Below are 26,357 nucleotides of genomic sequence, written 5' to 3'. Positions count from 1 at the left end.
TCCTGGTTTCGCGTTTCAATTGCTGCGAAGGGAAAACAGTCGAGGGCTTCGAGCGGTCCCGACCGGCCGCCGGGACGCCGTACCGGCCGCCGCTCGGGCGGTAACGAGAAACCCCTTTTTGCCTCCTGTGGATCAAGCTTTAAGGTGTGTATCCCCAGCTCGGGCGGGGATGCGGGCCGCCACTTGGAAGTTGCATAAGGCTTTACCCTCGATACGTTTTATGGCTTCTTCGAATGGCTTGTTAAAACATCTTTAATGCGTGCTGAATTTGGTGATATGTCAGGGTATGGGTGCTAGTGTCGTGGTTGGTAAGCGCGACAAGCTCAGCACGAAGGGGGAAGCCATGACTTTCAAGCAGCTCTTCCCGACCAGCCGGCTCTTGGACTGGGGAGGCGGCTGGGGATGCTGCCGGCGCCGTCGCCGCTGTGGATGCGGCGGAGGCGGCGGGTGGTGGTGGTAAGCCAGATCCGGTGCTAGCGGAAACAAATGAGAGCCGGCGGGTCAACCGTCGGCTCTCATTCTCAGAATCGCTCTCGCCCCACGGGCCGAGGGCCGCGGTGCGCCGTCCCCCGCCGGCGCCGACTGTCTCCATCCGCAGGACCTTCCGGGAGTTCTGGCCGTACACTCGCGGCCTCCGTCACCTGCTCGTGGCCGGTGGCACGCTCGCCATCGTCGCGGCCGTCTGCGAGGTCGCCTCGATCGGCCTGTTCGGCCACATCACGGACGAGGTCCTCAGCAAGCAGAACCTGGGGGCCTTCTGGCTCCCCGCCGCCGCCTGGCTGGGCCTCGCGGCGATCGCGGGGCTGGTCTCCTTCGCGGGCTCCTACCTCACCGCCCTCGGTGGCGAGCGTTTCCTGCTGCGGCTGCGCGACAGGGTGTTCGAGCACATCCAGACGCTCACGCCCGACTTCTTCGACAACCGCCGCCTGGGCGACCTGATGGCCAGGCTCACCGACGACATCGAGGCCATCGAGGAACTCATCGGCACCGGCCTGGTCAAACTCTTCACCACGCTCGTCAGCGTCGTCTTCTTCGCCGGTGCCGCCTTCTACATCAGGTGGGACCTGGCGCTGCTGACGTTCCTGCTGGTCCCGGCCTTCCTGCTGGTCGCCAAGACCTTCGCGAGCAGGTTCAGGGTCGTGTCGGCGCGCGAGCGGCTCAGCAACGGGATCATGAACAGCGTCATCGAGGAGGGCCTGTCCAACCAGTCGCTCGTCCAGTCCTACAACCGTCAGGGCGCCGAGGCCGAGCGGCTGCACTCAGAGGGCGGCACCTGGATGCGGGCGAACGTGGCGCAGGCGTGGCTCTCCTCCCTGTACGGGCCCGTCGTGCAGGTCATCGAGACCATCTGCCTGATCACCATCCTCGGGTTCGGCGCGTGGGAGATCTCCTCGGGACGCCTCACCATCGGCGGCCTGCTCGCCTTCGCCGCCTACCTCGCCTACCTCTATCCGGCGGTGCAGAGCCTGGGACAGATCGCCCTCACCGTCTCCGAGGCGGCGGCGGGCTCCGACCGCGTCATCGAGATCCTGACGACCCGGCCGACCGTCACCGACCGCGACGGCGCCGTCCACATGGGACGCGGACGAGGTCAGATCGAGTTCCAGGGGGTCGGCTTCACCTACCCGAACCGGAGGAGGCCCACGCTGCGGGACCTGTCCTTCGCCGTCGAGCCGGGCGAGCTGGTCGTGTGCACCGGACCCAGCGGCGTGGGCAAGTCCACGATCGCGAAGCTCCTGCTGCGCTTCTACGACCCCACGGCCGGGCAGGTCCTCCTCGACGGGACGGACATCCGCGAGCTGTCCCGCGAGTCGCTGCGCGACAACATCACCATCCTGCAGCAGGAGAACCTGCTCTTCTCCGGGACCGTACGCGAGAACATCGCCTACGGAAGTCCAGGCGCGGACCCGGACGCCGTCGTCAGGGCCGCCGTGATGGCGGACGTCCACGACTTCGTCACCGCGCTTCCCCTCGGGTACGAGACGCCGATCGGGCAGCGCGGCCGGCTGATGTCGGGCGGGCAGCGCCAGCGGATCGCCATCGCCAGGGCCATCCTGCGCGACGCGCCCGTGCTCGTCCTCGACGAGCCGATGACGGGCCTCGACGCGCCCACCGCGGAACGGATCATGGAACCGCTCAACCGGCTGATGGCCGGGCGCACCACCATCCTGATCACCCACGACCTCCGGTTCATCCCCGAGGCGGCCCACAAGATCGTGCTCGAAGCCGTGCCGAGACGCTCCAGCCAGATAAGGATCAAGTCCGCCAGGGGCCGCGGCTCCGCCCTGCGCCCGGTGTGAGAGCGGGATCCCGTACGAGACGGGCGACCGACACCGTTCCGCGGCGTCGAAAAGCCATCGAAAAGCCGCGGGGAAGCCGCTGGGAAGCCGCCGGGAACCGTCGGGAAGCCACTGAGAAGTCACCGGGAAGCCGCCCGGACGCGGCCGGCCGGGGCGCCGCCGGGTCCCCGCGCGCCTGGCCGTACGCTGGCCGGGCACTCAGGAGACCTGGGGCACCCGAACGAAGGGAAGATCATGTTCCGGCATGTCGTGCTGTTCACCTGGACGGAAGAGTCCACCGAGGAGCAGCGGGCCAGGGTCGCCACGGAGCTCGGCAAGCTGCCCGGGGCGATCACGGAGATCCGCTCCTACACCCTCGGCCCCGACGCGGGCCTGAACCCGGGCAACCACCGGTTCGCCCTCGTCGCGGACTTCGACAGCGCCGAGGACTTCGTCGTCTACCGCGACCACCCGCTGCACCAGGCCGCGATCGCCGAGTACATCAAGCCGATCGTGGCCTCGCGGGCGGCGGCGCAGTTCGAGGTCTAGACGACGGTGAGGTCAGACGTCCGGGGGCTGGTTCTCGCGGTGCATCAGGCGATCCTCGGACGTGTGCCCGCGCTTGGGGGCCATCACGATGCTCAGCACGATCCCGACGGCACCGACGATCATGAAGATCAGGCCGATCACGTCGATGTGCACGGCCTCGCCGAGGACGTCGGGATCGATGGCGAAGCGGAGGATGGCGCCGAGCGTGAGAAAGAAGATGCTGACCCCGACACCCATGAGTTCCTCCGGGTAAGGCTGTTCGCCAGGCAAAGAGACAGTCTGGACTTGGTCATACCCTCTCTGGCGTGATCACACCAGAGAGAAGGACCTTGTCCGCGGCGGTGGGGCCCGACGATCCCAGCCACACCGGCACTCCGAGGGCCTCCGCCACCGCCGCGGGCCAGTCGTCGATCCCGTCGGCGTAGCGCGGCCCGGCCTCCCGCAGCCGCTTCGTCAGCCCGGCCTGCCCTTCCAGGTCGCCCGCCGTGCCCACCGGGAGCTCGCCGATGTCGTACGACACGCACATGCGCGACACCGGCGCGTCCAGGTGGGTGAGCGCGAGGGCGTCGGCCCCGCCGGAGACCGCCAGCGCGTAGCGGTGGGCCACCGCGTCGAAGCGGCCGGTGCGGAAGGGCCCCTGCCAGGGACCGGTCCCGTTGTGGGCCTCGGGCGGCGCGAGCGCCGCGTCCTCGGTGACCAGCGGTCCCGGGCCGTGCCGCGGGGTGTAGGTCCGCAGCACGCCCAGCCGGGTGGCGGGCACCCCGTCGAGCAGCTCCAGCGCGTTGGCGAAGGTCGTCGTGCTCCAGGTGGTGTACGGGTGGAAACCGTGCCACTCGTCGAGCAGCACCCCCTGCGCCCCCTCGAAGACCACGGGCCGCCTGCGCAGCAGCGCGGTCACGAACGAGGAGCTGACCAGGATCACCCGCTCGGCGAACGCCCGGTAGGCGTCGACGCAGGCCTCCACGGGCGGCCCGGTCACCCCCAGGGCCTCGCGGAGCGCGCGCAGCTTGCGGGCGAGCCGGACCGGCTCCGCGCAGTCGCCCGCGACCGGCGCGAGGCCGGGGTGCTCCAGTGCGTAGGCCATGGTCTCGCCGACGCCCATCCCGCACGACCCGTGCCGGTCCGCCCCGCGCGCCAGCTCCCTGGCCCGCCCCGCCGCCACGTGGTACGGGGTGGCGAGCAGGGCGTCCCGGTCCACGGTGAGCAGGCAGAACGGGTCGGGGACCCCCAGCTTGGCCAGGTGGTCGGCCTCCTTGGCCAGCGACAGCGGATCCACCACCATGAACCTGGACAGATGGGTCGGCACGCCCCTGAACGTGCCCGACCCGAACTGCGCGAACGTGTGCTGCCTCCCGTCGGGCAGGACGACGTTGTGACCCGCCTGCCCGCCCCCGTTGAACCTGACGACCGCCTGGACGGGCCCGCGGGCGCAGAGCCAGTCGACGACCGTGCCCTTCCCCGCGTCGCCGTACCCGAGGTCGGTCACGATCATGTGCTCACGCATGTGTCCACCTGTTCACCCTGTTCACCCTCGTCTCCTCCTCTTCCCCTTCTCACCGGCGAGTCGTTCTCCGCCGGCCCCTCCCGGCATGGCGCTCCCGGCCGCTTCAGCGGGCGGCGTATCGCCCGCTCGCCTCTCCACCGGAGATCCCTCCCCGGCAGGGCGTTCCCGGCCCCTGCACCGAAGTCCCTGCACCGAGGTCTCCGCACCGAGGGCTCCGCACTGAGGGCTCCGCACCGAAATCCCTGTACCGAGGCCCCTCAACCGGAAGTCCCTTCACCGGAAGGCCCCGCACCGAGATCCCTTTACCGAGGTCCCTTCACCGGAAGTCCCTCCCCGGCGGGGCGTTGTCCCCGCCGGGGAGGGACCGCCTCCCCTCGTGGTGGCACTCCCCGCCGCTTTCGCGGTGGCCGCCGCACGGCGGGGAGGTCTTCAGAGCCGCATCACGCCGCTGTCGCCGCCCAGGTCGAGCCCGTCGGCCACCACGAGGGTGCCCCGGTCGAGCTTGGCGAGGGCCTTGCCCACGGCGGTTCCGGCGTTCGAGCCGAGCTCGTCGAGGTCGTCCAGCCCCTCCCGCAGGTCGATGGCGTCCTCGCCGAGGCCGACGGTGAGCGCGATGGTCTCGCAGACCGCGTCCAGGTCGTCCAGCTCCAGCACGTTCTGGCCGAGCAGTTCGCGCCAGGCGGCCAGCACCCGGCCGTCCCCGGCGTGGCTCGCCCCGGCGGGGAGGATGTAGTAGACGTCGTAGGTCCTGGTCAGCTCGGCGACCATGTCCTTGGTCGAGATGTCCTCGCGGGGCCGCTCGCCGACGACCCTCTCGACCTCGCGCCGGCTGACGTGCGAGTAGGGCAGCTCGTCGCCGATGATGAACAGGTAGCCCCGGCGGCCCCGCTTCTCGAAGCAGTCGATCGAGGTGTGCCTGGCCATGAAGTACATCGCCAGCTCGTACGACTCGGTCATCTGGCCGCCGCCCCCGCCCTCAAGCAGGATCTTGCCCAGGTGCTCGTCCATCCGGTTGTCGGACTCGAACTGGCCGACCTGCAGCGGGGCCCGGTCGCAGGTGGCGTCGCCGATGGCGCCGAAGAGGATCTGCGGGTCGGTGGCGTACCCCTTGCGGAGCAGCAGGCCGAGCAGGTCGGGCAGCTTGGTCTGGAGGGTGCGGGGCACCCCGCCCATCGAGCCGGTCACGTCGAACAGGACGGCCACGGCCAGGGAGTTGGGGTGCTCGGCGGAGTCGCGGCTCTCGCGGAGCGCCACTCCGCGCGGGTCGAGGTCGGGGTGAGCGGAGCGGGCGCCGCTGTCGCTGTAGGCGAAGGCGCTCGAACCCTTCGCCGCGCGGTAGCTCGCGGCGGCGGAGTAGACGTCGGTGGACCAGTTTCCGCTTCCCACGGATGATCTCCTCGGATCGGGGGTGCGACGTGCTGTGAGGTCGTTGTCGAAGGTCAAAGATGGAGCGGCCGGTATTTCCTCGGCCCGTACAGGTCGTCGAGCAGGTCGTCGAGCTCACCCAGCAGCCGCCAGGCGTCGTTCGGCGGGCTGAGCAGGCTGCCCCGGACGAAGTTCCTGACAGGGGCGGGGACGGGGTCGCCCATGAGGGCGGCCACGCAGCGGGTGGCGAGATGGATGTCGGTGGCCGGGGTCGCGGGCTTCCTGGCCAGGACCGAGGGCGGGTAGTCGTCGCGGTGCCTGGCCACGAGTGCGGTGATCGGGGTGCCGAGCGGGACCGACTGGCTCCAGTCGACGAGCACCAGGCCGTGGTCGAGCGGGTGGACGAGGACGTGCTGGCCGAACACCGCGCCGTGCACGATCCCCGCCCGGTGGGCCGCGCCGACGGCCACCAGCAGCCGCCGCCAGATCCACGCCGCGTCCCGCACGTCGAGCACCGGCCGCCGCCGCCTGACCTCGTCCAGGCTCAGGAACCCGTCCGGCACCCGGCTGATCACGTTGGCCTGCCGCTCGACCCCGTCCGAGCGGTGCCGGAACGACTCCACCAGGCGGGGCACGTACGGCAGGAGCAGCGGGTCGCCGTCGCGCGCGATCGTCTCCAGGGACTCCGCCTCGCGGCGCATGAGGTCGTTGTCCGCGTGGCTGCGCGGGAGCTTGAGCAGCGTGTCGGAGCCGCTCCCGTAGAGCACGGCCGACGCGCCCCGCCGGAAGACGCCCCCGATCCGGTAGGTGCCCCGCCTGGTGGTGATCACCGTCTCCTTGGCCCGCTCCGGGGCTCCCGAGGCCCCGTCGCGGGCCGCCCACAGCCCCGCCAGCCGGCTGAACGCCTCGGCGGCCTCCGCTCCCGGCGCGAGGTCGGGGTGGAGCAGCCTCGCCAGCCTCCGGTACGTCCGGTGCGGGAAGTCCCCGCCGAACAGGTCCTCGGGTGTGCGGGCGGCGGTCACCAGCGCGATCGCCTCGGCCGTGGTGGTCATCTGATCTCCTCCTCCCTGGACGGCCGCAGCAGGGCGGGGTGCAGGAGCCGGGCGTCGCCGGCCCGGTAGAGCTTGGCGCGCGGCCCGCCCCTGGCCCCGCCGCTCTCGGTGGTCTCGCCGGTGCCCTCCACGAAGCCGGGCACCGACAGGATCTTGCGGTGGAAGTTGCCCGCGTGCAGCGGCACGCCCCAGACCGTCTCGTAGACGCCGCGCAACTCGGAGATCGTGAACCTCTCGCCAGCGAACGCGGTGGCCAGCGGCGTGTACTCCAGCTTGCCGCGAGCCCGCTCCAGCCCGTGCGCAAGGATGCGGTCGTGGTCGAACGCGAGCTCGGGCAGCTTGTCGACCGGGTGCCAGGAGGCGTCGGCCGCGTCCGAGCCCGCCCGCGGGTCGGGCAGGTCGGGGGCGAACGCCAGGTAGGAGACCGACACGATCCTCATGCGGGGATCACGCTCGGGCGCCCCGTAACTGGCGAGCTGCTCGATGTGGAATCGGCCCGACAGCCCGGCCAGCCCCGTCTCCTCGGCCAGCTCCCGCGCCGCGGCCTGCGGCAGGTCCTCTCCCGGCCGGATGAACCCCCCGGGCAGCGCCCACAGCCCCGCATAGGGTTGCTCGGCCCGCCTGATCAGCAGAACGCGCAACCCGCCCCCGCGAATGGTGAGCGCCACCACGTCGACCGTCACCGCGACCGCCGGATATGCCCGGGGGTCGTACCCGGCCAGGAACTCGGATTCATCCATCACATGTCCTTCTCAGATTGAGACAGTCTCAGTATGAGAATAACAGTGTGCCGCTGTCAATGACTTCGCGATGATCCGTCCCTGTTCGTCGCGCTCCGGGTGCCGAACCCCGGGTGGGGCGGATCGGCGGCCGGCCGTTCAGGCTTCCGCTCCAGGGCGTCCGTGAGGTCTCGTCGCAACGCGAGGAGCCGGAAAACGGATGAGGGACCGGCCTCGTGAGAACGGGGCCGGTCCCTCATCGTGCCTGCCGCGGGAGCAGGTGGTCTTCCGGCCCGAAGCGGCGAGGCTCGGACCAGTTCACAAAGGAGTCAGAAGGGTCAGAAGGATCAGAAGGCCTCTTCGGGCAGGTCCATCAGGTCCTGGTCGGTGGCGTCGAGCGTGCGGCGCTCGGCGGCGATGCGGGGCAGGACGGTCTGGGCGAAGAACGCGGCCGCGGAGACCTTGCCGGTGTAGAAGGCGTGGTCGCTCCCCTCGGTGGCCGATCCCAGCGCGGCCAGGGCCACCTCGGCCTGGCGCAGCAGCAGCCAGCCGATCACCAGGTCACCCAGGGCGAGCAGGAACCGGGTGGTGTTCAGGCCGACCTTGTAGACCTCCTGCGGGGTCTCCAGCGAGCCGATCGCCCAGCCCGCCATGGTGTCGGCCATGGCCTTGACGTCGTCGGCGGCCTCGCCCAGGAGCTCGCGCCCCTCCTTCAGCCGCCCGTTGCCCGCCTCGGAGGCGGAGAAGGCCTTCACGTCCGCGTACAGCGAGCCGAGGGCGGCCCCCTGGTTGCGCAGGACCTTGCGGAAGAACAGGTCCATGCCCTGGATCGCGGTGGTGCCCTCGTAGAGGGAGTCGATCTTCGCGTCCCTGATGTACTGCTCGATCGGGTAGTCCTGCAGGTATCCGGAGCCGCCCAGGGTCTGCAGCGAGCGGGACAGCAGCTCGTACGAGCGCTCGGAGCCGACGCCCTTGACCAGCGGCAGCAGCAGGTCGTTCATCGCCTCGGCGTGCTCGTCCCTGCGGCCCTCGTGCCCGGCGATCAGCACGTCGTCCTGGTAGGTGGCGGTGAGCATGACCAGGGCCCGCATGCCCTCGGCGTACGACTTCTGGAGCATCAGCTCCCGGCGTACGTCCGGGTGGTGGGTGATCGTCACGCGGGGGGCCGACTTGTCGGCCATCTGGGTGAGGTCGGCGCCCTGCACCCGCTGCTTGGCGTAGGCGAGGGCGTTGAGGTAGCCGGTGGAGAGCGTGGCGATCGCCTTCGAGCCGACCATCATCCGGGCGTGCTCGATGATCATGAACATCTGCTTGATGCCCTCGTGCACCTCGCCGATGAGCGTGCCCACGGCCGGGTGCTCGCCGCCGAAGGTGACCTCGCAGGTCGTGGAGACCTTGAGGCCCATCTTCTTCTCGACGTTGGTGACGTAGACGCCGTTGCGCTCGCCGAGCTCGCCGGTCTCCAGGTCCACGTGGTACTTCGAGACCAGGAACATCGACAGGCCCTTGGTGCCGACGCCGTGCCCCTCGGGGCGGGCCAGTACCAGGTGGAAGATGTTGTCGGACAGGTCGTGCTCGGCGCTGGTGATGAAGCGCTTCACGCCCTCGATGTGCCAGGTGCCGTCGTCCTGCTTGACGGCCTTCGCGCGGCCGGCGCCCACGTCGGAGCCGGCGTCCGGCTCGGTGAGCACCATGGTGGCGCCCCACTGCCTCTCGATGGCCAGCTCGGCGTAGCGCCGCTGGTCCTCGGTGCCGATCGTGTGCAGGATGTGGGCGAAGGCCGGGCCGCTGGAGTACATCCAGATGGCGGGGTTGGAGCCGAGCACCAGCTCGGCCAGGGCCCAGCTCACGCTGCTCGGCAGGCCGGGGCCGCCCATCTCGGCGGGAAGGCCGAGGTTGGTCCAGCCCGCGTCGCGGTAGGCGGCGAAGGACTTCTGGAAGCCCTTCGGCATCGTCACCGACCCGGTGGCGGGGTCGAACACCGGCGGGGTGCGGTCGCCCTCCTCGAAGGAGTCGGCGAGCACGCCCGTGGCGAGACGGTTGACCTCCTCCAGGACGCTCCGCACGACGTCCTCGTCCAGATCGGCGTAGAGGCCGGTGCCCAGGATGTCCCGGCGCCCGAAGACCTCGAAGAGGTTGAACTCCAGGTCACGGACGTTGCTCTTGTAGTGGCCCATGGGGTCTGCTCCTTGAAACCGGGGATCCGGAACTGTCCATACTCGCCAGTAACGTTACCTGTAATGCTACCCGCGAGTAACCCCTAGAAAACAACCCCTACTAGGACGTTCGTCATACGGCCCGCGGACGCTCCGGCGGGGTCGATCGACGGCCGGGGAAAGCTTCTCCTAGGCTCGTCCCATGGACGAGCAGTGGCGGGCCGACCTCGGGAGGTGGGGCATCCCCGAGGAGATCGCGGCCAGGGCGCCGGTGAGTCCCTGGGGGCACTCCCCGGCACGGTTCGCCGAGCGCACCGACCTCGCCCTCGCGGTTCCCGGGGGCCCCACCCTGGCGCGGATCGCCGAGGCCCTCCCGCCCGGCGGAAGCGTGCTGGACGTCGGTGCAGGGACCGGCGCGGCCTCCCTGCCGCTGGGCCGGAGCCTGGGGGAGCTGATCGCGGTCGACCCCTCCGACGCCATGCTCGCCGAGCTGACCTCCAGGGCCACGGCGCTCGGCGTTCCCGCCCGGATCGTGGCCGGCCGCTGGCCCGACGTCGCGGACCGCACGCCGGTCGCGGACGTCGCGGTCTCCGCCCACGTCGTCTACGACGTGCCCTACCTGGCGGAGTTCCTCACCGAGCTCACCCGCCACGCCCGCGCCCGAGTCGTCCTGGAACTCACCGGCCGGCACCCGATGAGCTGGCTCAACCCCCTCTGGCAGCACTTCCACGGCATCACCCGCCCCGGCGGGCCCACGGCCCACGACGTGATCGCCGTCGCGGAGGGGCTCGGCCACCGGGTCCGCCACGAGTGGCGGGTGGCCCCGCTGCCCCGCTTCACCCGGCTCGTCGACCTCGCGGAGAGCGCCTGCCGGAGGCTCTGCCTCGGCCAGGAGCGGGCCGACGAGGTCATCACGGCGGTGGTCGAGCTGGACATGTGGCCGGTGCCTCGCGACCGGTGGTTCACACTCTGGTGGGAATCAAAGTGAGATCCGGCTCGTTCCTTCGATAGAACGCTCAAGAGGGCGTTTCCGGACGAGACGCGCCGTACCCGGCAGGCAAAGACGACGCTCCTGATCAAGAAGGAGCTGTCATGGCCTGGGTCTTCATTCTGGTCGCCGGTCTGTTCGAAGTCGCGATGGCGTACTCGCTCAAGCTGAGCGAAGGATTCTCCGAGCTGCTGCCGAGCCTCGGTTTCGCGGTCTTCGGCGTGCTCAGTTTCGGCCTGCTCGCCCTGGGCCTGAAGACCCTGGAGGTCGGTACGGCCTACGCCGTCTGGACCGGCATCGGAGCCGTCGGCACCGCCACGCTCGGTATCGTCGTCCTCGGCGAGAACGCGTCGGCACTCAAGATCGCGTCGATCCTGCTCATCATCGCGGGCGTCGTCGGGCTCAACCTCGCCGGAGGCGGCCACTGACCACCCGTCAGGGGGTTTCGGCGGGCCGTACGGGACGCGTCGGGCAGCGTGACCTGCGGATCCTGGAACGGCTTGCCCGAAACCAGCTTGACGGCTTTGGTGGTGTCGGGTTGGGTGGGCTCATGATTGACGTTCACTGTGTGACCTTCGACTGCGCCCAGCCGTACGAGCTGGCGACCTTCTGGCGCGACGCCACCGGCGGGGAGCTCCACCCCGACACGGAGAAGAACGACGACGAGGTCCTCCTCCAGGGTGGCCGGGTCGACCTGCTCTTCATCAAGGTTCCCGAGGACAAGGCGGGCAAGAACCGCGTCCACCTGGACCTCACCGGCTCGGCGGGCACCACCCGCGACGAGGAGGTCGAACGCCTCGCCGACCTCGGCGCCACGATCTCCGGGGACCACCGCAACCCCGACGGCAGCGGCTGGGTCACGATGCTCGACCCCGAGGGCAACGAGTTCTGCGTCTGCCGCGCCGAGTACGAGAGGGTCTGACGTTCTCGACGGTCCCGGCCCGGTCCGCGAGAAGGCCCGATCGGGCCGCGGGACCGGCCGTGAGACCGGGCGACCGCGTAGCCCCGGAGGACCCCGGAAACCCTGGAGGGCCACCGGGGGCCCGGACGGCCGGACGGCCGGACCGCGGGGCTCGGTGGCTCTATCGGGCCATGAGGCTCAGCGGCCACCGGGAAGCGAGGCCTGGCCGCGTCCCTTGAGGGTCAGGGCCACGACCGCCGTGATCAGGTAGACCACGACACCCCCCTGGAGCGCGTCCAGCGCCGCCCCGAAGACGCCCTCGCCGTCGAAGACGAGCTGCACCGGGTACAGCAGGATGGCGGAGCCGAGCGCGGGATAGAGGGAGAACCTCCAGGGGTGGCGCAGCGCCCAGAGCCGGGCCTGCCGGGTCACCCGGTCGCCGGTGTCGGGCCTGCTGATCGAGCCGATGGCCGCGACGAGCGAGAACAGGCCGATACCGACCATCATCGCCCACGCGAGATCCAGGCCTCCGGAGAGCAGGTCCAGCCCCAGGCTGGTGGCCGCCACCGCGCCGCCGGTCACCGCCGCGGCCTTCCAGGGAGCACCGCGCAGCGCCGCTCCGGCGAGGGACATCTCGTCACGTCGAGTCAGTTCGTCGTTCATGTCCCCAGAGTGCCTTCCCCACCCCCTTGCCCACATCGGGGAGCAACCCTGACTGTCCCCGGGGTGACGAGACCGGCAGCGGTCGGGGATGTACGGGCGGAACACGAGGGTCGTCATCCCCTCGGACCGTAGAGCGTGCCGAGGATGTGCCAGACGATGAAGACGACGACCCACAGCAGGGCGCGCCTGGTCGGCGGGGGGCCGCCGCGCAGCAGGGAGATTCCCAGGGGGATGAGCGCGACGCAGAGGCCGCCCACGGCGATGACGGACTGCGGTTCGGTGCCCTTGAGCGTCCCGAGCGCGAGCGCCGACATCAGGCCGAGTGCGATCGAGCGGCCCAGCCCCAGGGCGCCGGAGCGGTAGGCGCCGATGGCCAGCACGACCCAGCCGAGGAAGGCAGGCCCGGACAGTGCCCTGAACGGGTGCCAGCGCGTGTCCCGCCAGGCCAGGTAGTAGTCGTCGATGCCGGTGATCATCGCTTGCAGGCCGAAGCTGTCGGTCAGGTGGAAGGCCAGGTGATCGGTGCCGAACTGGAAGGTCCGGGTGAACAGGCCGAGGATCACCAGACAGCCGCCCCACATTCCCCACAGTGGGTTGGTGGCGGCGATCCGTTGCGCCAGCGTCATGATCGCCGGCCACAGCAGGACGATCCCGAAGGCGAAGCAGGCGTAGGAGACGGTGATGAGGGTGGGGTGCCGGGTGTAGGCGGTGAGCTGCTGAGGGAAGAAGTAGTGGAACTGGGAGCGCAGGAGAATCCCGGTCATGAGCAGGGTGGGGCCGCCGATCAGCGAGAAGGCGCTCACCCATCGCCCGGGAAACGGGGGTTGCCGGTTCAGGTTGGCCTCGGCGTTGGCGGCCCGCCGGTCCGCGTCGGCCTGTCGCCATCGTGTGATTCGCCCGCGCGGCGCGACGTTCATGGGTGTCCGTCCATCCTGTCGGTTGTGGTGCGTCCCGGCGTGGTACGCCGGGCGCATCAGCATGGTGACGGGCGGTGCGGCGGGGACGCGTCTGGCTCGGGTCGCATCTTGGCCGCCGCGCACGAGCCGGTGGTACGACCCAGGTCAGATACGGGTGTCTGACCGGGGGCGGATGCCGGGTGATCCGGTGAGGCGATAGCTTCTCGTCATGGAGTGGGCTCGGCGGCTCGGTGGAAGGGGCGTTGCCGACGCGGCGGTGGCGGTGGTCGTGGCGCTGCTCGTCGGATACGCCATCGTCGATCCGCCGGGATCGTCGTCGTGGTGGCCCGCCTGGTCGGCCTGGCCGGTGGCCGCGGTCGTGAGCCTCCCGATCGCCGTCCGGCGGCGCCGGCCACGGGTCATGCTCGCCCTGGCGTGCGTCACGGGCGTGCTGGTGACCGTGGCCGGTGCCGTCGCGGTGGGCGTGACCTGGCTGTCCTTCGTGCCGACCGTGCTCGTGCTGTACGTGGTGGCCGCCACCGTCCCGGTCCGATGGTCGGTGACGGGCCTGGTGGCGTGCGTGTTCGGTGCGGTGACCGCGATTCTGGTCTTCTACGCGCGGGTGCTCCCCGGCCTCCCGCCCGCGGCCACGCCCAGCGAGATGCCGCCGTCCTGGCCGATCGAGATCGGCGTGATCTGCGTGCTGCTGGTCACCGGATGGGCCGTCGGGACGACCGTCCGCTGGAGGCGGGACATGACCGCCCGCCTCGTTCGTCACCTCTCCGACGCCGCGGTGGCCGACGAGCGCAGGCGCATCGCCCGGGAACTGCACGATGTCATCGGCCACAGCATGAGCCTGATCGCCGTCAAGGCCACCGTGGCCAACCACGTCGCCGACGCCCGCCCGCAGGAGGTACGCGCCGCGCTGGCCGTCATCGAGCAGACCAGCCGGAGCACGCTCACCGAGATCCACCGGGTGCTCGGCCTCCTGCGCTCCGACGGCGATCTGCAGGAGGCCCGCCTGCCCGTCCCGGGCGTGGCGGGCCTGCCCGGACTCGCCGCCGACGCCCGCTCGGCCGGGGTCGAGGTGGACCTGACGGTCCGCGAGGACGCCGCGCTGCCTCCCGCGGTCGCGGTGTCGGTGTACCGGATCGTGCAACAGGCGCTGACCAACGTCATCACCCACGCCGGGCCCACCCGCTGCTTGGTCACCGTGGAGGTCGACGGGAGGGAGGCCGTGGTCGAGGTCGTCGACGACGGCCCCCGCCACGGCCGCCCGCCGCGAGCGGGCCACGGCGGGCACGGCCTGATCGGCATGCGCGAACGGGCCAGGATGTACGGAGGCACGTTCAGCGCGGGATCCCGGCCGGAGGGAGGCTTCCGAGTGGCGGCCCGACTGCCCTACGACCCGAACGGCGGCGTGACATGACCGCAGACGCCACCCCGCACGATCCGCCCCCGCCCATCCGGGTCCTGCTCGCCGAGGACCAGGTCCTGCTGCGCGACAGCCTCAAGGTCCTCATCGACACCACACCGGGGATGGCCACCGTGGGCGAGGCGGGCACCGGCGCCGAGGCCGTGCTCCTGGCCCGCCGGTGGCGGCCGGACGTCGTCCTGATGGACGTGTCGATGCCGGACATGGACGGCATCGAGGCGACCAGGCGTATCTGCGCCGACCCGGCCGGTGCCGGCGTTCGCGTCCTGATCCTCACCACCTTCGACCAGGACGAATATGTGTACGCGTCGCTCAGAGCCGGTGCCAGCGGGTTCCTCGTCAAGAGCGCGACGGCGACCGAGCTCCTGACCGCCATCCGGGTCGTCGCCTCCGGCGAGGCACTGCTCGCGCCCACGGTCACCCGCCGGCTCATCGCCGACTTCCTGCGCCCTCGCCCCGCCCCGGCCCGGCGGGACCTCGACGACATCACCCAGCGCGAACGCGAGGTGCTCGCCCTCATCGGCAGGGGGATGTCCAACTCCGAGATCGCGGAGCACCTTCACCTCACCGTCGGCACGGTCAAGACCCACATCAGCCGTCTCCTGGCCAAACTGCCCGCCCGTGACCGGGCCCAGCTCGTCATCGCGGCCTACGAGGGCGGGCTCGTCACCGGCCCGCCCTCGTCATGATCTCCAGGTTGGCCGGTCACCGGCCGCCCGCGCCGCCTTCCGGGGTGAGGGCACGGCCTAGGCTGACGCGCATGGATGGATCACCGGCGCGCCTGGTTCGAGAGTTCCACGAGAAGATCGGGCTTCCCCTCTCCGACGCCCCCGGCCTGCCTCCCGTGGAGCTGGCCCGCCTGCGGCAGGGGTTCCTCGACGAGGAGGCGGCCGAGGTGGCGCAGGCCGCGGAGGCGGGCGATCTGGCCGGTGTCGCGCACGAGCTGGCCGACGTGGTCTACGTCGCGTACGGTACCGCCCTGACGTACGGGATCGACCTGGACCGGGTGCTCGCCGAGGTGCACCGGGCCAACATGACGAAGTCCGGCACCGAGAACGGCAAGGCCGCCAAGGGGCCGGGTTTCACGCCCGCCGACGTGGCCGGGGTGCTCGCGGGGAAAGGGCGGAGCCGGAAGGCTTAGCGACTCCGCCGCCGGGGCCGCCGGACCCGACAGGTCCGGTGGATCCGCCGGGTTCGCCGGGGTTGACGGTCATTCGGCGGCGAGCGGGGCGAGTTCGACGAGGTTGTCGTGGTAGACGGCGCCCCGGCCCATGTCGGCGTCGCGGGCGGCCACCACGGCGTTCGCCGTCGCGCCTCCCGGGCTGAGCTTGCGCCAGTGTCCCTTGGTGGACGCGACCACGCCGGGCCGTACCCTCTCGCTGATCTCCACCACTGCCTCGAACTCGCCGTCGTCGTTGAACACCCGGGCCCGCTGCCCCTCGCTCAGCCCCCTCCGCGAGGCGTCCTCGGGGTTGACCAGGATCCGCGGGCCCTTCGAGCGCTTCAGCAGCTCGGGGTTGTTGCCGAAGGTGGTGTTCAGGAAGGTGTGGGAGGCGGGCGTGATGAGCGCCAGCGGGTACGGCCCCGGCGCGGCCGAGGCCGTGTGCGACGGGACGTAGGCCGGTCCCGGGCCGAACTCCATCCGGCCCGAGGGCGTCGGGAAGCCGTCGGTGAACGGCACGAACGGCCGGGGCACGCTGAGCCGGACCCAGCCCTCCTTGCGCAGCCGGTCGAGTGTGATCCCCTCCAGCGAGGGGTGTCCCGAGGCGAGCAGCTGCTCGGCCAGCTCCAGGTCCGAGTCGTACAGGGACGGCTCGGTGAGCCCCATGTGCCGCGCCAGGCGGCGGAACGTCTCGGTTGTGGACAGGCACTCGCCCGGCGGCTCGACGGCCGGCTCGTTCCACAGCAGGTACATGTGCCCGTACCCCGCGTGCAGGTCGGCGTGCTCGATCTGCATGGTGGCGGGCAGGACGATGTCGGCGTAGTCGACGGTGTCGGTGGGGAACTGCTCCATCACGACGGTGAACAGGTCCTCGCGCAGCAGCCGCTCTCGGACCCGGTTCTGGCCGGAGGTTGAGCCCATCGGGTTGGCCGCGTACACCCACAGGCACTTGACCGAATCGTCCAGCTCGTCGGCGAGCCGGGTCATGGTGAGCGTGCGGACCGGCCCGGGGAGCAGGTCGTCGCGGGTGTCGATGTTCAGGTGGACGTGCCCGCTGGTGGAGTACGCGATCCCGCCGCCCGGGTGGCGCCAGTCGCCCGTCACGCCCGGGATGGAGGCGATCGTCCGCATCGCGGTGCCGCCGCCCGCGTGCCGCTGCAGGCCCATGGTGGCCCGGATGCCGGTGGGCCGGGTGTGTGCCAGGCGTGTCCCCAGGGCCCGGATGTCGGCCTCGGGCAGGCCGGTGATCTCCGCCACGCGCGCCGGGGGATGGCGCAGGATCTCCTCGCGGAGGTTCTCCCAGCCGCTCGTGTGGTTCTCCAGGTAGTCGCGGTCCTCGGCGCCCTCGGCGAGGACGACGTTCATCAGCCCCAGGGCGAGGGCCGCGTCGGTGCCGGGCCGGATCGGCAGGTGCTCGTCGGCCTGCTCGGCGGTGCGGGTGCGGATCGGGTCGATCGCCACCACGTGCGCCCCGGCCGCGCGGGCGTCCTGGACGAACTTCCACAGGTGGTGCCCGGTCGTCAGCGTGTTCGTCCCCCACAGCAGGATGAGCCTGGACAGGGCGAACGTCTCCGGGTCCATGCCGCCCGGCGTGCCGTACACCTGCCGGAGCCCGGTGTTCCCGGCCGAGGAGCAGATGTTCAGGAAGTGCCTCGACGCCCCGAGGACGTTCCAGAACCGCCTCCCGGCGATCCCCTCGGACCCCTGGACGTATCCGAGCGTGCCGGTGCCCAGGTAGGGCCAGATCGCCTCGCCGCCGTGCTCGTCGACGATGCCGCGCAGCCGTACGGAGATCTCCTCCAGGGCCTCGTCCCAGCTGATCCGCTCGAACCGCCCGGACCCCTTGGGGCCGACCCGCCGCATCGGGTGCAGGATGCGGTCGGCCGCCCGGGTGTGCTCCAGGTAGCGGTTGACCTTCACGCAGAGCGCGCCCCGGGTGTACGGGTGGTCCGGATTGCCGCGCATCTTGACGGCATCGCCGTCCCGGACGGTCACCACCCAGGAGCAGGTGTCGGGGCAGTCCAGCGGGCACGCCCCCAGCACTCGCAATTCGCCTGACGACATGCCCCGACTGTAGCCGCGCCCCCCGGCCGGGACGCACGCGCGTTCCCTTTCCCACCCCTTTCCCGCCTCGCCGTCCGGCCTCTCACAGCCCTCGGCGCCATCGGGGACGTGTCACCCGAGAAGGCGCGTCACCTGAGAAGACCGCCGTGCCCGTGGTCGTGCCCATGGTCGTGACCGGGCTCCAGACCGCCCGCGCCGGTCCCCGGCCCGCCAGGTGCGACGACCCCCTTACCGACCCCCTCGCCGGGCCCCTCACGACGCCCGAGATCCTCGCGACCACCGAGGGTGCCTGGAGCGCCGGGAAGCACGGAGGCGTACGCGAAGGCGAACGCCGCCGTCGCGATCGCCTCGGCGTTCACCTTCAGCGCCTTCTCGTTGACGTTGGCGACGGTGTCGCACGCCCGGTGGTAGCACTTGTCGTACGCGACCCCGGCGCTGCCGCCGAACTTTTCGGCCTCCTCGGCGGTCTTGAGGCGCTCGGCGCCGGTGAACAGCCCGCCCGAGGGGATGCCGACCGCGATGAAGGGGCCGTAGTCGGAACGGCCACTGAACTCGGCGTCCTGGTACGGCTCGCCCACCGCCTCGAAGTACGCCTGGAGGAGTTTCTCGATCCGGCCGGAGCCGGGGGGCGGGGTCGCGCCGGCGACCGGGCCGGAGGAGTCGCCGTCGTAGATCCCGAAGACGTAGTTCGGCGAGGCGATCATGTCGAAGTTCAGATAGAGCTTGATCTTCGCCCGCTCCGCCGGGGGCAGGGCGGCCACGTAGTGCTTCGAACCGAGCAGGCCCAGCTCCTCGGCCCCCCAGAAGGCGAAGCGCAGCCTGTTCCTCGTCCGCAGCGACTTCGCCGCCAGCGCCGTCTCCAGGACGCCCGCCGTGCCCGAGCCGTTGTCGTTGATGCCGGGACCCATCATGACGCTGTCCAGGTGGGCCCCGAGCATGACGACCCTGTCCGGATCCCCCCAGCCGCTCTCGGCGATGAGGTTGCGCGTCCTGCGGTCGGGGGCGCTCTCGGCGTCCACGGTGAGTGTCGTCCTCGTTCCCGGCGCAGCCAGCTCCTCGCCGGTCGCGAAGTCGGTGCCGACGACCGGGATACGCACGGCGGAGGTGTTGATCGAACCGCCGAGCAGGGCCCTGCGGTCCTCGGTTCCCTGGCCCGGCCGGCCCTCGTTGAAGATGATCACACCGGACGCGCCGGCGGCCTCGGCCCGTTCCGCCTTGACCTGGAAGCTGCAGGTGCCACGCTGGATCAGCGCGATGTCGCCCCGGACGAACGTGGAGAAGTCGCTCGCCTCGCACCCCGAGGTGGATTCCGGCCCCTGTTTCGGCGGCAGGGTCAGATCGACCCCCTGCACCGGGGCCGTCACGTTCCCCGAGCCGGAGTACGTCATGGTCCTGAAGTCGGTGCCGGCCACGTAGGTCTTGGCGGCGGGCCGGATCCGTTTGAGCACCGGGGCCGTGATCTCGCGGAAGAAGGAGATCTTGAACTCCTGCGAGGTGACCCGGTATCCGGCGGCACGGAGCCTGTCCGCGACGTAGGCGAGCGAGGCGTCGTAACCCGGCGTGGCCGCCGCCCGGGTGTCGCCGTTGGCGTGGGCGATCTCCTGGAGCCTCTCCAGGTGCCTCTTGAGGGACGCGAGCCTGACCGACGACCCGAACGCCTCCGCGCCCGGCGGAAGGGCATCCCCGGCCACCGCTCCGGGTGCACGCCCCCCGGAGACGGGCGCCGCGCCGGTCTGCCCGGAGTCACCGCCCCTGGGTACGGGCGCCGCGCCGGCCGGGACGGCGGACACGGCCGACACGGAGGCCAGGGACACGACCGAGACGAGGGTGATCGCGGCCAGCAACTTCCCCGGAGCGACGGAGGGGGCTTCCCGGCCCTCGGACGCGGCTCGGAGGGACGCGGACGGGTGACGGAACATGCTGGCCAGTTTTTCAGGCCGTCACCCATCAAATCGATTGTTCCCGCAGGTAGAACAGTCAATTCTCCATCTCGGACAGGTACGCTACGTTCGCCCTGTCCCCCTCGTCGAGGCTGGGACTCCCCGCGAACCAGGCGTCCAGGATCTCCTCAAGCAGCGGGGCGGAGGTCGACCGGAGACTGATCGCCAGCACGTTGGCGTCGTTCCAGCGGCGTGCCCCGTCCGCCGTGGCCGCGTCCGCGCACAGCGCCGCCCGGATCCCGGGCACCTTGTTCGCCGCGATCGACGCGCCCGTCCCGGTCCAGCAGCACACGATCGCCTGGTCGGCGGCCCCCGAGGCCACGTCCCCGGCGGCCCGCGCGCAGCACCACGCCCAGTCGGCCCGCTCGTCGGTCACGGCACCGTGAGGTATCACCGTGTGACCTCTTTTTTCGATCGCGGACACCAAGATGGAAGCCACACCGTCAAGACTGTCGGAGGCCACTGAGATACGCATGACTCTGATTGTGGGCACTCAAGGAGAAGATCGGTGACGCACCTGTAATCCAGAGCGTGCAGAATCGCAGGCGGTGACGAAAATCGGGGAACTGGACGAGACGGCGTCCGTCGACGGCACACGGCCGACGACGGACGATGATCTCGCCGTGCACGTCGTCGAGCCGCTGCTCCCGCAGCGGATCCGCCGCCCCTCCGACCTGCTGCGCTTCCTGGCGACCCTGCTCACGCTCGTGGCCGTGGTCCTGCTCGCCCTCGTCGCGAAGAAGACCCTGAACGGCCTGGAGGGCGACGTCGCCGACGGCACCAGCCGGGCGCCGTTCCTGCTCAGCGGGCTGGCCGGGGTGCTGAGCGCGTCGGCGATGCTTGGCGTGCCCGTCGCCTTCGCCATCGAGCGGGTGCTCCACCGCGACGGCCTCAGGGTGGCCGAGGGGCTCTTCGCGGCCATCGCCGCGATGGTGTTCTCCTTCGTGCTCGGCGAGTGGATCGTCAGCGCCGGCCCCGAGGACCTGCGGGTCCTGCTGACCGGCGGCCGGACCGGGGTCGAGCCGATCAACACCCTGCTCACCCCGATCATCGCCTACGTCACCGCGGTGCGAATATCTCGCCGCCCCACCTGGCGGGCGGCCCTGTGGAGCGCGGTCGCGCTCAACGCCGTCGCCCTGTTCGCCGGGCTCGCCGCCACCATCCTCGGCATCGTCGTCTCCGTCCTGGTCGGGCTGGCCGTCGGCTACGCCACCCTGTACGGCGTGGGCAGCCCCAACACCCGCCCCCCGGGCAGCACGGTCGTCGCGGCGCTCCGCAAGCTGGGCTTCGTCCCCGTCAAGGCCCGCAGGCTCGACGACGACTACCAGAGCAGCCGCCGCTATGCCGTCGACCTCAGGGACGGCAGCCGCCTCGACGTCGTCGTCCTCGACCGTGACCGCCAGGTCGCCGGGGTCCTCTACCGCCTCTGGCGTCGCATCCGCCTCAACTCGGAGACCCGCCGCAAGGCCATCCGCTCGCTCCGCGCCGAGCTGGAGCGCGAGGCCCTGATGGCGTACGCCGCGCAGGCGGCCGGGGCGAGCACCCCCAGGCTCGTCGGCACCAGCGAGATCGGCACCGAGGCCGCGCTGCTCGCCTACGAGCACACCCAAACCCGCGCGCTCGACAGCATCCCCGACGACGAGATCGACGACAACCTGCTCGCCCAGATCTGGGAGCAGGTCCTGCTGCTGCAGGTCCAGCGGCTCGCCCACCGGCGGCTGACCGGCGACAGCATCCACGTCGACGGCGAGGGCCGGGTCATCCTGACGGACGCCCGCAGCGGCGAGATCGCCGCGGGTGACCTGCTGCTCCGCCTCGACATCGCCCAGCTGCTCACCTACCTCAGCCTGCGCGTCGGCGCCCGGCGGGCGGTCGCCGCCGCGGCGGCCGTGGCCGGGTCGGGCGTGCTCGCCGACGCGCTCCCGCTGCTCCAGCGGATCGCGCTGACCAGGGAGACCAGGGCCGCGCTCAACAGGAACAAGGAGCTGCTCACCGAGATCCGCGACCGGATCGTCGAGCTCAAGCCGAGGACCGAGGCCGAGGAGGTGCGCCTGGAGCGCTTCCGTCCCCGGACCCTGATCACCATCATCGGCACCGCGTTCGCCGCGTACTTCCTGGTCTACTACCTGACCCAGATCAACCTCAACATGATCACGTCGGCCAAGTGGAGCTGGACCGGGGTGGCGCTGGTCGCCGCGATGCTGAGCTACGTCGCCGCCGCCCTCATGCTGATGGGGTTCGTGCCGGAGAAGCTGCCTCTCGGCCGTACGGTGCTCGCCCAGTTCGCCGGGTCGTTCGTCAAGCTCGTCGCGCCCGCCGCGGTGAGCGGGGTCGCGGTCAACACCCGCTACCTGCAGAAACGCGGCATCCCTCCGGGGCAGGCGGTGGCCAGCGTGGGCGCCTCGCAGCTCATCGGGCTCGCCTTCCACGTCGCCCTGCTGCTGTTGTTCGCCTATATCACCGGCTCCAACACCGCCTCGTCGTTCACCCCGTCGCGCACGCTCGTGATCACGCTGCTCGCCGTGGCCGTGCTGATCCTGGTCATCGTGAGCGTACCGCGCCTGCGCCGCATGATCACCAAGCGGCTCCGCTCGCTGTTCTCCGGCGTCGTCCCGCGCCTGCTCGACATCCTCCAGTCACCCCGGAAGATCGTCGAGGGCTTCGGCGGCACCCTGATGCTCACCCTGTTCTTCGTGGTCTGCCTGGACGCCTGTGTCCGAGCCTTCGGCGGCTCCATCAACTTCGCCGCCGTCGCCATCGTCTTCCTCGCGGGCAACGCCATCGGCTCGGCCGCCCCGACCCCCGGCGGGCTCGGCGCCGTCGAGTTCTCCCTCACGGCCGGGCTCACCCTGGCGGGCGTGCCGAGCGAGGTGGCGGCCTCGGCCGTGCTGCTGTTCCGGCTGCTGACCTTCTGGCTGCCGGTCCTGCCGGGCTGGGCCTCGTTCACATACCTGCAGCGGCACGAGGCGCTCTGACCCGCCCTCGCCCGCGTCCTCTCACGGACGGAGGCCGCCGGTCACCTGGACCGGCGGCCTCCGTTCGCCTTTGTACGCCTTCGTACGCTCAGGCCTCGCTGGACCTGGCCCAGATGTTGACGCCCGCGTCGACCGCGTCCTTGTCGATCGCCTCCAGCTCCCCGGCGTCGAACGAGGTGTTCTCCACCGCCGCGAGGCTGTTCTCCAGCTGCTCGACGCTGCTCGCGCCGATCAGCACCGAGGTGACCCGCTTGTCGCGCAGCGCCCACGCCAGCGCCATCTGCGCCAGCGACTGGCCGCGCCGGCCCGCGATCTCGTTCAGGGTGCGGATGTGCCGCATCGTCTCGTCGGTGAGCATGTCCGGGGTGAGGAAGCGCCCCTGCGAGGCCCGTGACCCCTCGGGGATCCCGTTCAGGTAGCGGTCGGTCAGCATGCCCTGCGCCAGAGGCGAGAACGCGATGCAGCCCGCGCCCACCTCCTCCAGGACGTCGAGCAGCCCGCCCTCGATCCACCGGTTCAGCATCGAGTACGAGGGCTGGTGGATCAGCAGCGGCGTGCCCATCTCCCGCAGGAGCCGCGCGGCCTCCTTGGTGTGCTCGGGCGAGTAGGACGAGATGCCCGCGTACAACGCCTTGCCCGACCGGACCGCGTGGTCCAGCGCGCCCATCGTCTCCTCAAGCGGGGTGTCCGGGTCGAACCGGTGGCTGTAGAAGATGTCGACGTAGTCGATCCCCATCCGCTCCAGCGACCGGTCCAGGCTGGACAGCAGGTACTTGCGCGAGCCCCACTCGCCGTACGGGCCCGGCCACATGTCGTAGCCCGCCTTGGTGGAGATGACCAGCTCGTCCCGGTACGGGGCGAAGTCCTGGCGGAAGTGCCGCCCGAAGTTGGTCTCTGCGGTCCCGGGCGGCGGGCCGTAGTTGTTGGCCAGGTCGAAGTGCGTCACCCCCAGGTCGAAGGCCCTCCTGAGGATGTCCCGCTGCACCTCGAAGGACTTGTCGTCACCGAAGTTGTGCCAGAGCCCCAGGGAGACGGCGGGCAGCTTGAGCCCGCTCTTGCCGACCCTGTTGTACGGCTGGCGATCGTCGTACCTGTCGTTCGCCGCGAGATATGTCATTGCGCCACCTTCGTCGTGTCGAGAATCCAGGAGAGGGTGAAGGCCTCTTCGCGCCAGGAGTCGTACCTGCCGCTGCGGCCGCCGTGTCCGGCGCCCATCTCCGTCTTGAGCAGGAAGGGCCCGCCGTGCGCGACGTCGCGGAGCTTCGCGACCCACTTGGCGGGCTCGTGGTAGAAAACCCTCGTGTCGTTGAGGCTGGTGATCGCCAGAATCGGCGGATAGACCCGGCCGTCCACGTTCTCGTAGGGCGTGTACGACTTCATGTACGCGTACACCTCGGGATCGTGCAGCGGGTCGCCCCACTCGTCCCATTCGATCACGGTCAGCGGCAGCGACGGATCGAGGATCGTGTTCAGCGCGTCCACGAACGGCACCTCCGCGACCACGCCCGCGAAGGTCTCCGGCGCGAGGTTGGCGACGGCGCCCATCAGCAGCCCGCCCGCGGAGCCGCCCCTGGCGACGATCGCGCTCGACCAGCCGGCCGCGGAGAGGTGCTCGGCGGCGGCGACGAAGTCGGTGAACGTGTTCTTCTTCTGCTGGAACTTGCCGTTCTCGTACCAGCGGCGGCCCATCTCACCGCCGCCCCTGACGTGCGCGACGGCGAACACGAAGCCCCGGTCGAGCAGGCTGAGCCTCGCGACGGAGAACGACGGGTCGATCGAGATCTCGTAGCTTCCGTAGCCGTACAGCACGGTGGGGGCGGGCCGCTCCGTGCCCTTCTTGACCACGATCGAGATCGGCACCCGGGTGCCGTCGGAGGCGGTCGCCCACTCGCGGAACTGCTCGTAGTCGGCCGGGTCGTAGCCGCCCAGCACCACCTTCTGCTTCAGCAGGACCAGCTCGCGCGCGCCGAGGTCGTAGTCGTAGACCGACGGCGGAGTGATCATGCTGGTGTAGCCGAGCCGCAGCCGTCCCGTGACGAACTCCGGGTTGCCCGACGGCGCCACGTCGTAGATCGGCTCGGGGAAGGAGATCTCGTACGCCTCCCCGTCGCGGGGCAGGATGCGGATGCCGGTGAGGCCCTCCCTGCGGAAGTGCACGACGGTGTGGCCCTCGAAGGCGTCGACGTCGAGCAGCCGGGTGTCGGCGCGGTGCTCGATGATCGGCGTCCAGGCGCCGGGGTCGTCGAGGGGCGCGGTGGCGAGCTCGAAGTTCTCCGCGTTCCGGTTGTGCAGGACCAGGAAGTGGTCGCCCGCGTGGTCGACGCCGTACTCGACACCGGTCTCCCGGGGCCTGACGATCCGGAACTCGCCGGAGGGGTCGTCGGCCTCCAGGACGCGCACCTCGCTGGTGATCTTGCTTCCGGCCGAGAGGACCAGGTAGCGCTCGCTGCGGCTGAGCCCGATGCCGACCCAGAACCGCTCGTCGGTCTCCTCGTGGACGAGCACGTCGTCCTCGGCAGGGGTCCCGATCGCGTGCCGGTGGACCCGGTCGGGCCGCCAGGCGTCGTCGATCGTCGTGTAGAAGAACGTCGTGCCGTCGGCGGACCAGGCGCCGCCGTAGAAGATGCCGGGAATCTCGTCGGGGAGGGTCTCGCCGGTGGCGAGGTTCTTCACCTTCAGGGTGAAGCGCTCGTCGCCGGTGAAGTTGGTGGAGTAGGCCAGGAGGGTGCCGTCGGGGCTGATCGAGCTGGTGCCGATCGAGAAGAAGTCGGAGTCCCCGGCGAGCTCGTTGCCGTCGAGCAGGATCTCCTCGCCGGGAAGCGACTCCCCGGCCTTCAGCTCGGGCGGCGTCTCGCCGTCGGCGGCCACCCGGCACTGGATGCCGTACTGCTTGCCCTCCTCCGTCCGCGAGTAGTACCACCAGCCGCCCTTGCGGGTGGGGACCGAGAGGTCGGTCTCCAGGGTGCGTCCCTTGATCTCCTGGAAGAGCGTCTCCTGCAGGGGCTTGAGGTGGGCGGTCGCCTCCTGTGTGTAGGCGTTCTCCGCCTCCAGGTAGGCGACCACCTCCGGGTCGTCCTTGACCGTCAGCCACGCGTAGTCATCGACCACGGTGTCCCCGTGGTGCACGCGCTCGCTGGGAACCTTCTTCGCCGTCGGCGGCGTCTGGCTGCTCACTCAGCCGAGTCTATGTTTCCGCCGGCGCCTGTTCGGAGCCACCCGCTCAGCGGGCTTGGCCGGTCCGCTCGGCCGGTCCGCTTGGTTCGGGTCGGCCGGGTGGGGCCGGGGGGGGGCCGGCTGGTCGGGGTGGCCCGGTTTCCCTGCCGTGGGGTTCGCCGTTACGTCTCGAGCGGTCTTCGGGGGCTGCTAATCTTTTGATGTCGGCAAGGTCCGGCGCAAACCACTCCAATCACTCCGGTGACTTCCGTTTGGCTTGTGTCGTGTTTGTCGACAATCCCTTTGAAACCAACGGTCCCGAAGATCGGTTCGCAGAGCCGCTCAGGGGCTGGTAAGTTTGAGGGGTTGCTCTGGAAACGGAGCCGCCTTAATTCCAGCAGGTCAGCTAGATCGAATCAACCGGATCACAACGAGCCGGTTTGACAAGAAAAAGCGGGCCTGAAAGAATAAAGGCACAACGAAAGAACAGAATAAAACAAAACGAACGCCCCGGAGTTCTGCTCGGCTGGTTGGCCGGGTCTGGGTGATGGTGTAC

General features: G+C 70.5%; 22 protein-coding genes and 1 riboswitch. Of the genes, 9 read left to right on the top strand and 13 right to left on the bottom strand.

Annotated elements, in window-relative coordinates; translation table 11 throughout:
• Nucleotides 1-557 precede the first annotated feature (557 nt).
• Together ACSC1Q_RS36760 and ACSC1Q_RS36755 are read left to right on the top strand one after the other, a co-directional pair.
• Nucleotides 558-2,300: an ABC transporter ATP-binding protein gene (locus tag ACSC1Q_RS36760; protein ID WP_436763340.1), complete on the top strand. Its 1,743-nt coding sequence runs from the start codon at nucleotides 558-560 to the stop codon at nucleotides 2,298-2,300.
• A gap of 234 nt (nucleotides 2,301-2,534) precedes the next feature.
• The gene (locus ACSC1Q_RS36755) at nucleotides 2,535-2,828 is read left to right on the top strand and encodes a Dabb family protein (protein ID WP_436763339.1); all 294 of its coding nucleotides are present in this window, start codon (nucleotides 2,535-2,537) and stop codon (nucleotides 2,826-2,828) included.
• 12 nt (nucleotides 2,829-2,840) lie between these two features.
• Here ACSC1Q_RS36755 and ACSC1Q_RS36750 read toward each other — a convergent pair whose 3' ends face one another.
• From ACSC1Q_RS36750 to ACSC1Q_RS36725, 6 genes are all read right to left on the bottom strand, one after another.
• Nucleotides 2,841-3,065, bottom strand: a complete 225-nt coding sequence (locus tag ACSC1Q_RS36750) for a DUF6458 family protein (RefSeq protein WP_436763338.1) — start codon at nucleotides 3,063-3,065, stop codon at nucleotides 2,841-2,843.
• Between the two features lie 52 nt (nucleotides 3,066-3,117).
• Entirely contained in the window at nucleotides 3,118-4,332 is a 1,215-nt protein-coding gene (locus tag ACSC1Q_RS36745) for an adenylosuccinate synthetase (protein WP_436763337.1), read from the bottom strand.
• Between the two features lie 429 nt (nucleotides 4,333-4,761).
• Entirely contained in the window at nucleotides 4,762-5,718 is a 957-nt protein-coding gene (locus tag ACSC1Q_RS36740; RefSeq protein ID WP_436763336.1) for a hypothetical protein, read from the bottom strand.
• Nucleotides 5,719-5,771: 53 nt separating this feature from the next.
• A complete protein-coding gene (locus tag ACSC1Q_RS36735; RefSeq protein ID WP_436763335.1) occupies nucleotides 5,772-6,749 on the bottom strand; it encodes a lipopolysaccharide kinase InaA family protein in 978 nt (325 codons plus the stop codon).
• Nucleotides 6,746-7,489, bottom strand: coding sequence for an NUDIX hydrolase (locus ACSC1Q_RS36730; RefSeq protein WP_436763334.1), 744 nt, complete (start codon nucleotides 7,487-7,489; stop codon nucleotides 6,746-6,748). The genes ACSC1Q_RS36735 and ACSC1Q_RS36730 overlap by 4 nt, the downstream gene beginning before the upstream one ends.
• 326 nt (nucleotides 7,490-7,815) lie before the next feature.
• Nucleotides 7,816-9,645 carry an acyl-CoA dehydrogenase gene (locus ACSC1Q_RS36725; protein ID WP_436763333.1) on the bottom strand — a complete coding sequence of 610 codons (1,830 nt, stop codon included), beginning with the start codon at nucleotides 9,643-9,645 and terminating at the stop codon, nucleotides 7,816-7,818.
• A 181-nt stretch (nucleotides 9,646-9,826) separates the two neighbouring features.
• On the opposite strand from ACSC1Q_RS36725, the gene ACSC1Q_RS36720 reads away from it, so the two are divergent.
• From ACSC1Q_RS36720 to ACSC1Q_RS36710, 3 genes are all read left to right on the top strand, one after another.
• Entirely contained in the window at nucleotides 9,827-10,612 is a 786-nt protein-coding gene (locus ACSC1Q_RS36720) for a class I SAM-dependent methyltransferase (protein WP_436763332.1), read from the top strand.
• Between the two features lie 19 nt (nucleotides 10,613-10,631).
• A riboswitch (guanidine-III (ykkC-III) riboswitch) is annotated at nucleotides 10,632-10,697 on the top strand.
• A 19-nt stretch (nucleotides 10,698-10,716) separates the two neighbouring features.
• Nucleotides 10,717-11,040 (top strand): DMT family transporter, encoded by a 324-nt coding sequence (locus ACSC1Q_RS36715; protein ID WP_436763331.1) that lies wholly within the window; start codon nucleotides 10,717-10,719, stop codon nucleotides 11,038-11,040.
• Between the two features lie 122 nt (nucleotides 11,041-11,162).
• Nucleotides 11,163-11,534: a VOC family protein gene (locus ACSC1Q_RS36710; protein WP_436763330.1), complete on the top strand. Its 372-nt coding sequence runs from the start codon at nucleotides 11,163-11,165 to the stop codon at nucleotides 11,532-11,534.
• A 177-nt stretch (nucleotides 11,535-11,711) separates the two neighbouring features.
• Here the strand turns inward: ACSC1Q_RS36710 and ACSC1Q_RS36705 are convergent, their stop codons facing one another.
• Together ACSC1Q_RS36705 and ACSC1Q_RS36700 are read right to left on the bottom strand one after the other, a co-directional pair.
• Nucleotides 11,712-12,176: a hypothetical protein gene (locus ACSC1Q_RS36705; protein ID WP_436763329.1), complete on the bottom strand. Its 465-nt coding sequence runs from the start codon at nucleotides 12,174-12,176 to the stop codon at nucleotides 11,712-11,714.
• 113 nt (nucleotides 12,177-12,289) lie between these two features.
• Nucleotides 12,290-13,093: a hypothetical protein gene (locus tag ACSC1Q_RS36700; protein WP_436763328.1), complete on the bottom strand. Its 804-nt coding sequence runs from the start codon at nucleotides 13,091-13,093 to the stop codon at nucleotides 12,290-12,292.
• A 208-nt stretch (nucleotides 13,094-13,301) separates the two neighbouring features.
• On the opposite strand from ACSC1Q_RS36700, the gene ACSC1Q_RS36695 reads away from it, so the two are divergent.
• The 3 genes from ACSC1Q_RS36695 to ACSC1Q_RS36685 all read left to right on the top strand — a co-directional run bounded on the left by ACSC1Q_RS36695 (nucleotide 13,302) and on the right by ACSC1Q_RS36685 (nucleotide 15,648).
• On the top strand, nucleotides 13,302-14,501 hold the full coding sequence (locus tag ACSC1Q_RS36695; protein ID WP_436763327.1) for a sensor histidine kinase: 1,200 nt from the start codon (nucleotides 13,302-13,304) through the stop codon (nucleotides 14,499-14,501).
• The gene (locus ACSC1Q_RS36690) at nucleotides 14,498-15,196 is read left to right on the top strand and encodes a response regulator (RefSeq protein ID WP_436763326.1); all 699 of its coding nucleotides are present in this window, start codon (nucleotides 14,498-14,500) and stop codon (nucleotides 15,194-15,196) included. The genes ACSC1Q_RS36695 and ACSC1Q_RS36690 overlap by 4 nt, the downstream gene beginning before the upstream one ends.
• A 71-nt stretch (nucleotides 15,197-15,267) precedes the next feature.
• Entirely contained in the window at nucleotides 15,268-15,648 is a 381-nt protein-coding gene (locus tag ACSC1Q_RS36685) for a pyrophosphohydrolase domain-containing protein (protein ID WP_436763325.1), read from the top strand.
• 69 nt (nucleotides 15,649-15,717) lie between these two features.
• Here ACSC1Q_RS36685 and ACSC1Q_RS36680 read toward each other — a convergent pair whose 3' ends face one another.
• The 3 genes from ACSC1Q_RS36680 to ACSC1Q_RS36670 form a co-directional block, all read right to left on the bottom strand.
• The gene (locus ACSC1Q_RS36680; RefSeq protein WP_436763324.1) at nucleotides 15,718-17,733 is read right to left on the bottom strand and encodes a molybdopterin-containing oxidoreductase family protein; all 2,016 of its coding nucleotides are present in this window, start codon (nucleotides 17,731-17,733) and stop codon (nucleotides 15,718-15,720) included.
• Between the two features lie 128 nt (nucleotides 17,734-17,861).
• Nucleotides 17,862-19,652: a M28 family metallopeptidase gene (locus tag ACSC1Q_RS36675; RefSeq protein WP_436763323.1), complete on the bottom strand. Its 1,791-nt coding sequence runs from the start codon at nucleotides 19,650-19,652 to the stop codon at nucleotides 17,862-17,864.
• Nucleotides 19,653-19,710: 58 nt separating this feature from the next.
• Complete coding sequence (locus ACSC1Q_RS36670; RefSeq protein ID WP_436763322.1) at nucleotides 19,711-20,148, bottom strand: RpiB/LacA/LacB family sugar-phosphate isomerase; 438 nt, start codon at nucleotides 20,146-20,148, stop codon at nucleotides 19,711-19,713.
• Nucleotides 20,149-20,221: 73 nt separating this feature from the next.
• Here ACSC1Q_RS36670 and ACSC1Q_RS36665 point away from each other — a divergent pair, with 73 nt between their 5' ends.
• Nucleotides 20,222-22,648: a lysylphosphatidylglycerol synthase transmembrane domain-containing protein gene (locus ACSC1Q_RS36665; RefSeq protein ID WP_436763321.1), complete on the top strand. Its 2,427-nt coding sequence runs from the start codon at nucleotides 20,222-20,224 to the stop codon at nucleotides 22,646-22,648.
• A gap of 88 nt (nucleotides 22,649-22,736) precedes the next feature.
• On the opposite strand, the gene mgrA is transcribed toward ACSC1Q_RS36665, so the two are convergent.
• Both mgrA and ACSC1Q_RS36655 read right to left on the bottom strand, forming a co-directional pair.
• On the bottom strand, nucleotides 22,737-23,765 hold the full coding sequence (gene mgrA, locus ACSC1Q_RS36660; protein WP_436763320.1) for an L-glyceraldehyde 3-phosphate reductase: 1,029 nt from the start codon (nucleotides 23,763-23,765) through the stop codon (nucleotides 22,737-22,739).
• Nucleotides 23,762-25,822, bottom strand: coding sequence for a S9 family peptidase (locus ACSC1Q_RS36655; protein ID WP_436763319.1), 2,061 nt, complete (start codon nucleotides 25,820-25,822; stop codon nucleotides 23,762-23,764). The genes mgrA and ACSC1Q_RS36655 overlap by 4 nt, the downstream gene beginning before the upstream one ends.
• Nucleotides 25,823-26,357 lie beyond the last annotated feature (535 nt).

The organism is Streptosporangium heterodermiicola (assembly GCF_051390675.1).
GTDB lineage: Bacteria > Actinomycetota > Actinomycetes > Streptosporangiales > Streptosporangiaceae > Streptosporangium.
Note: the sequence above shows the minus strand (reverse complement) of the source record. Positions and strands in the feature narration are given on the sequence as shown.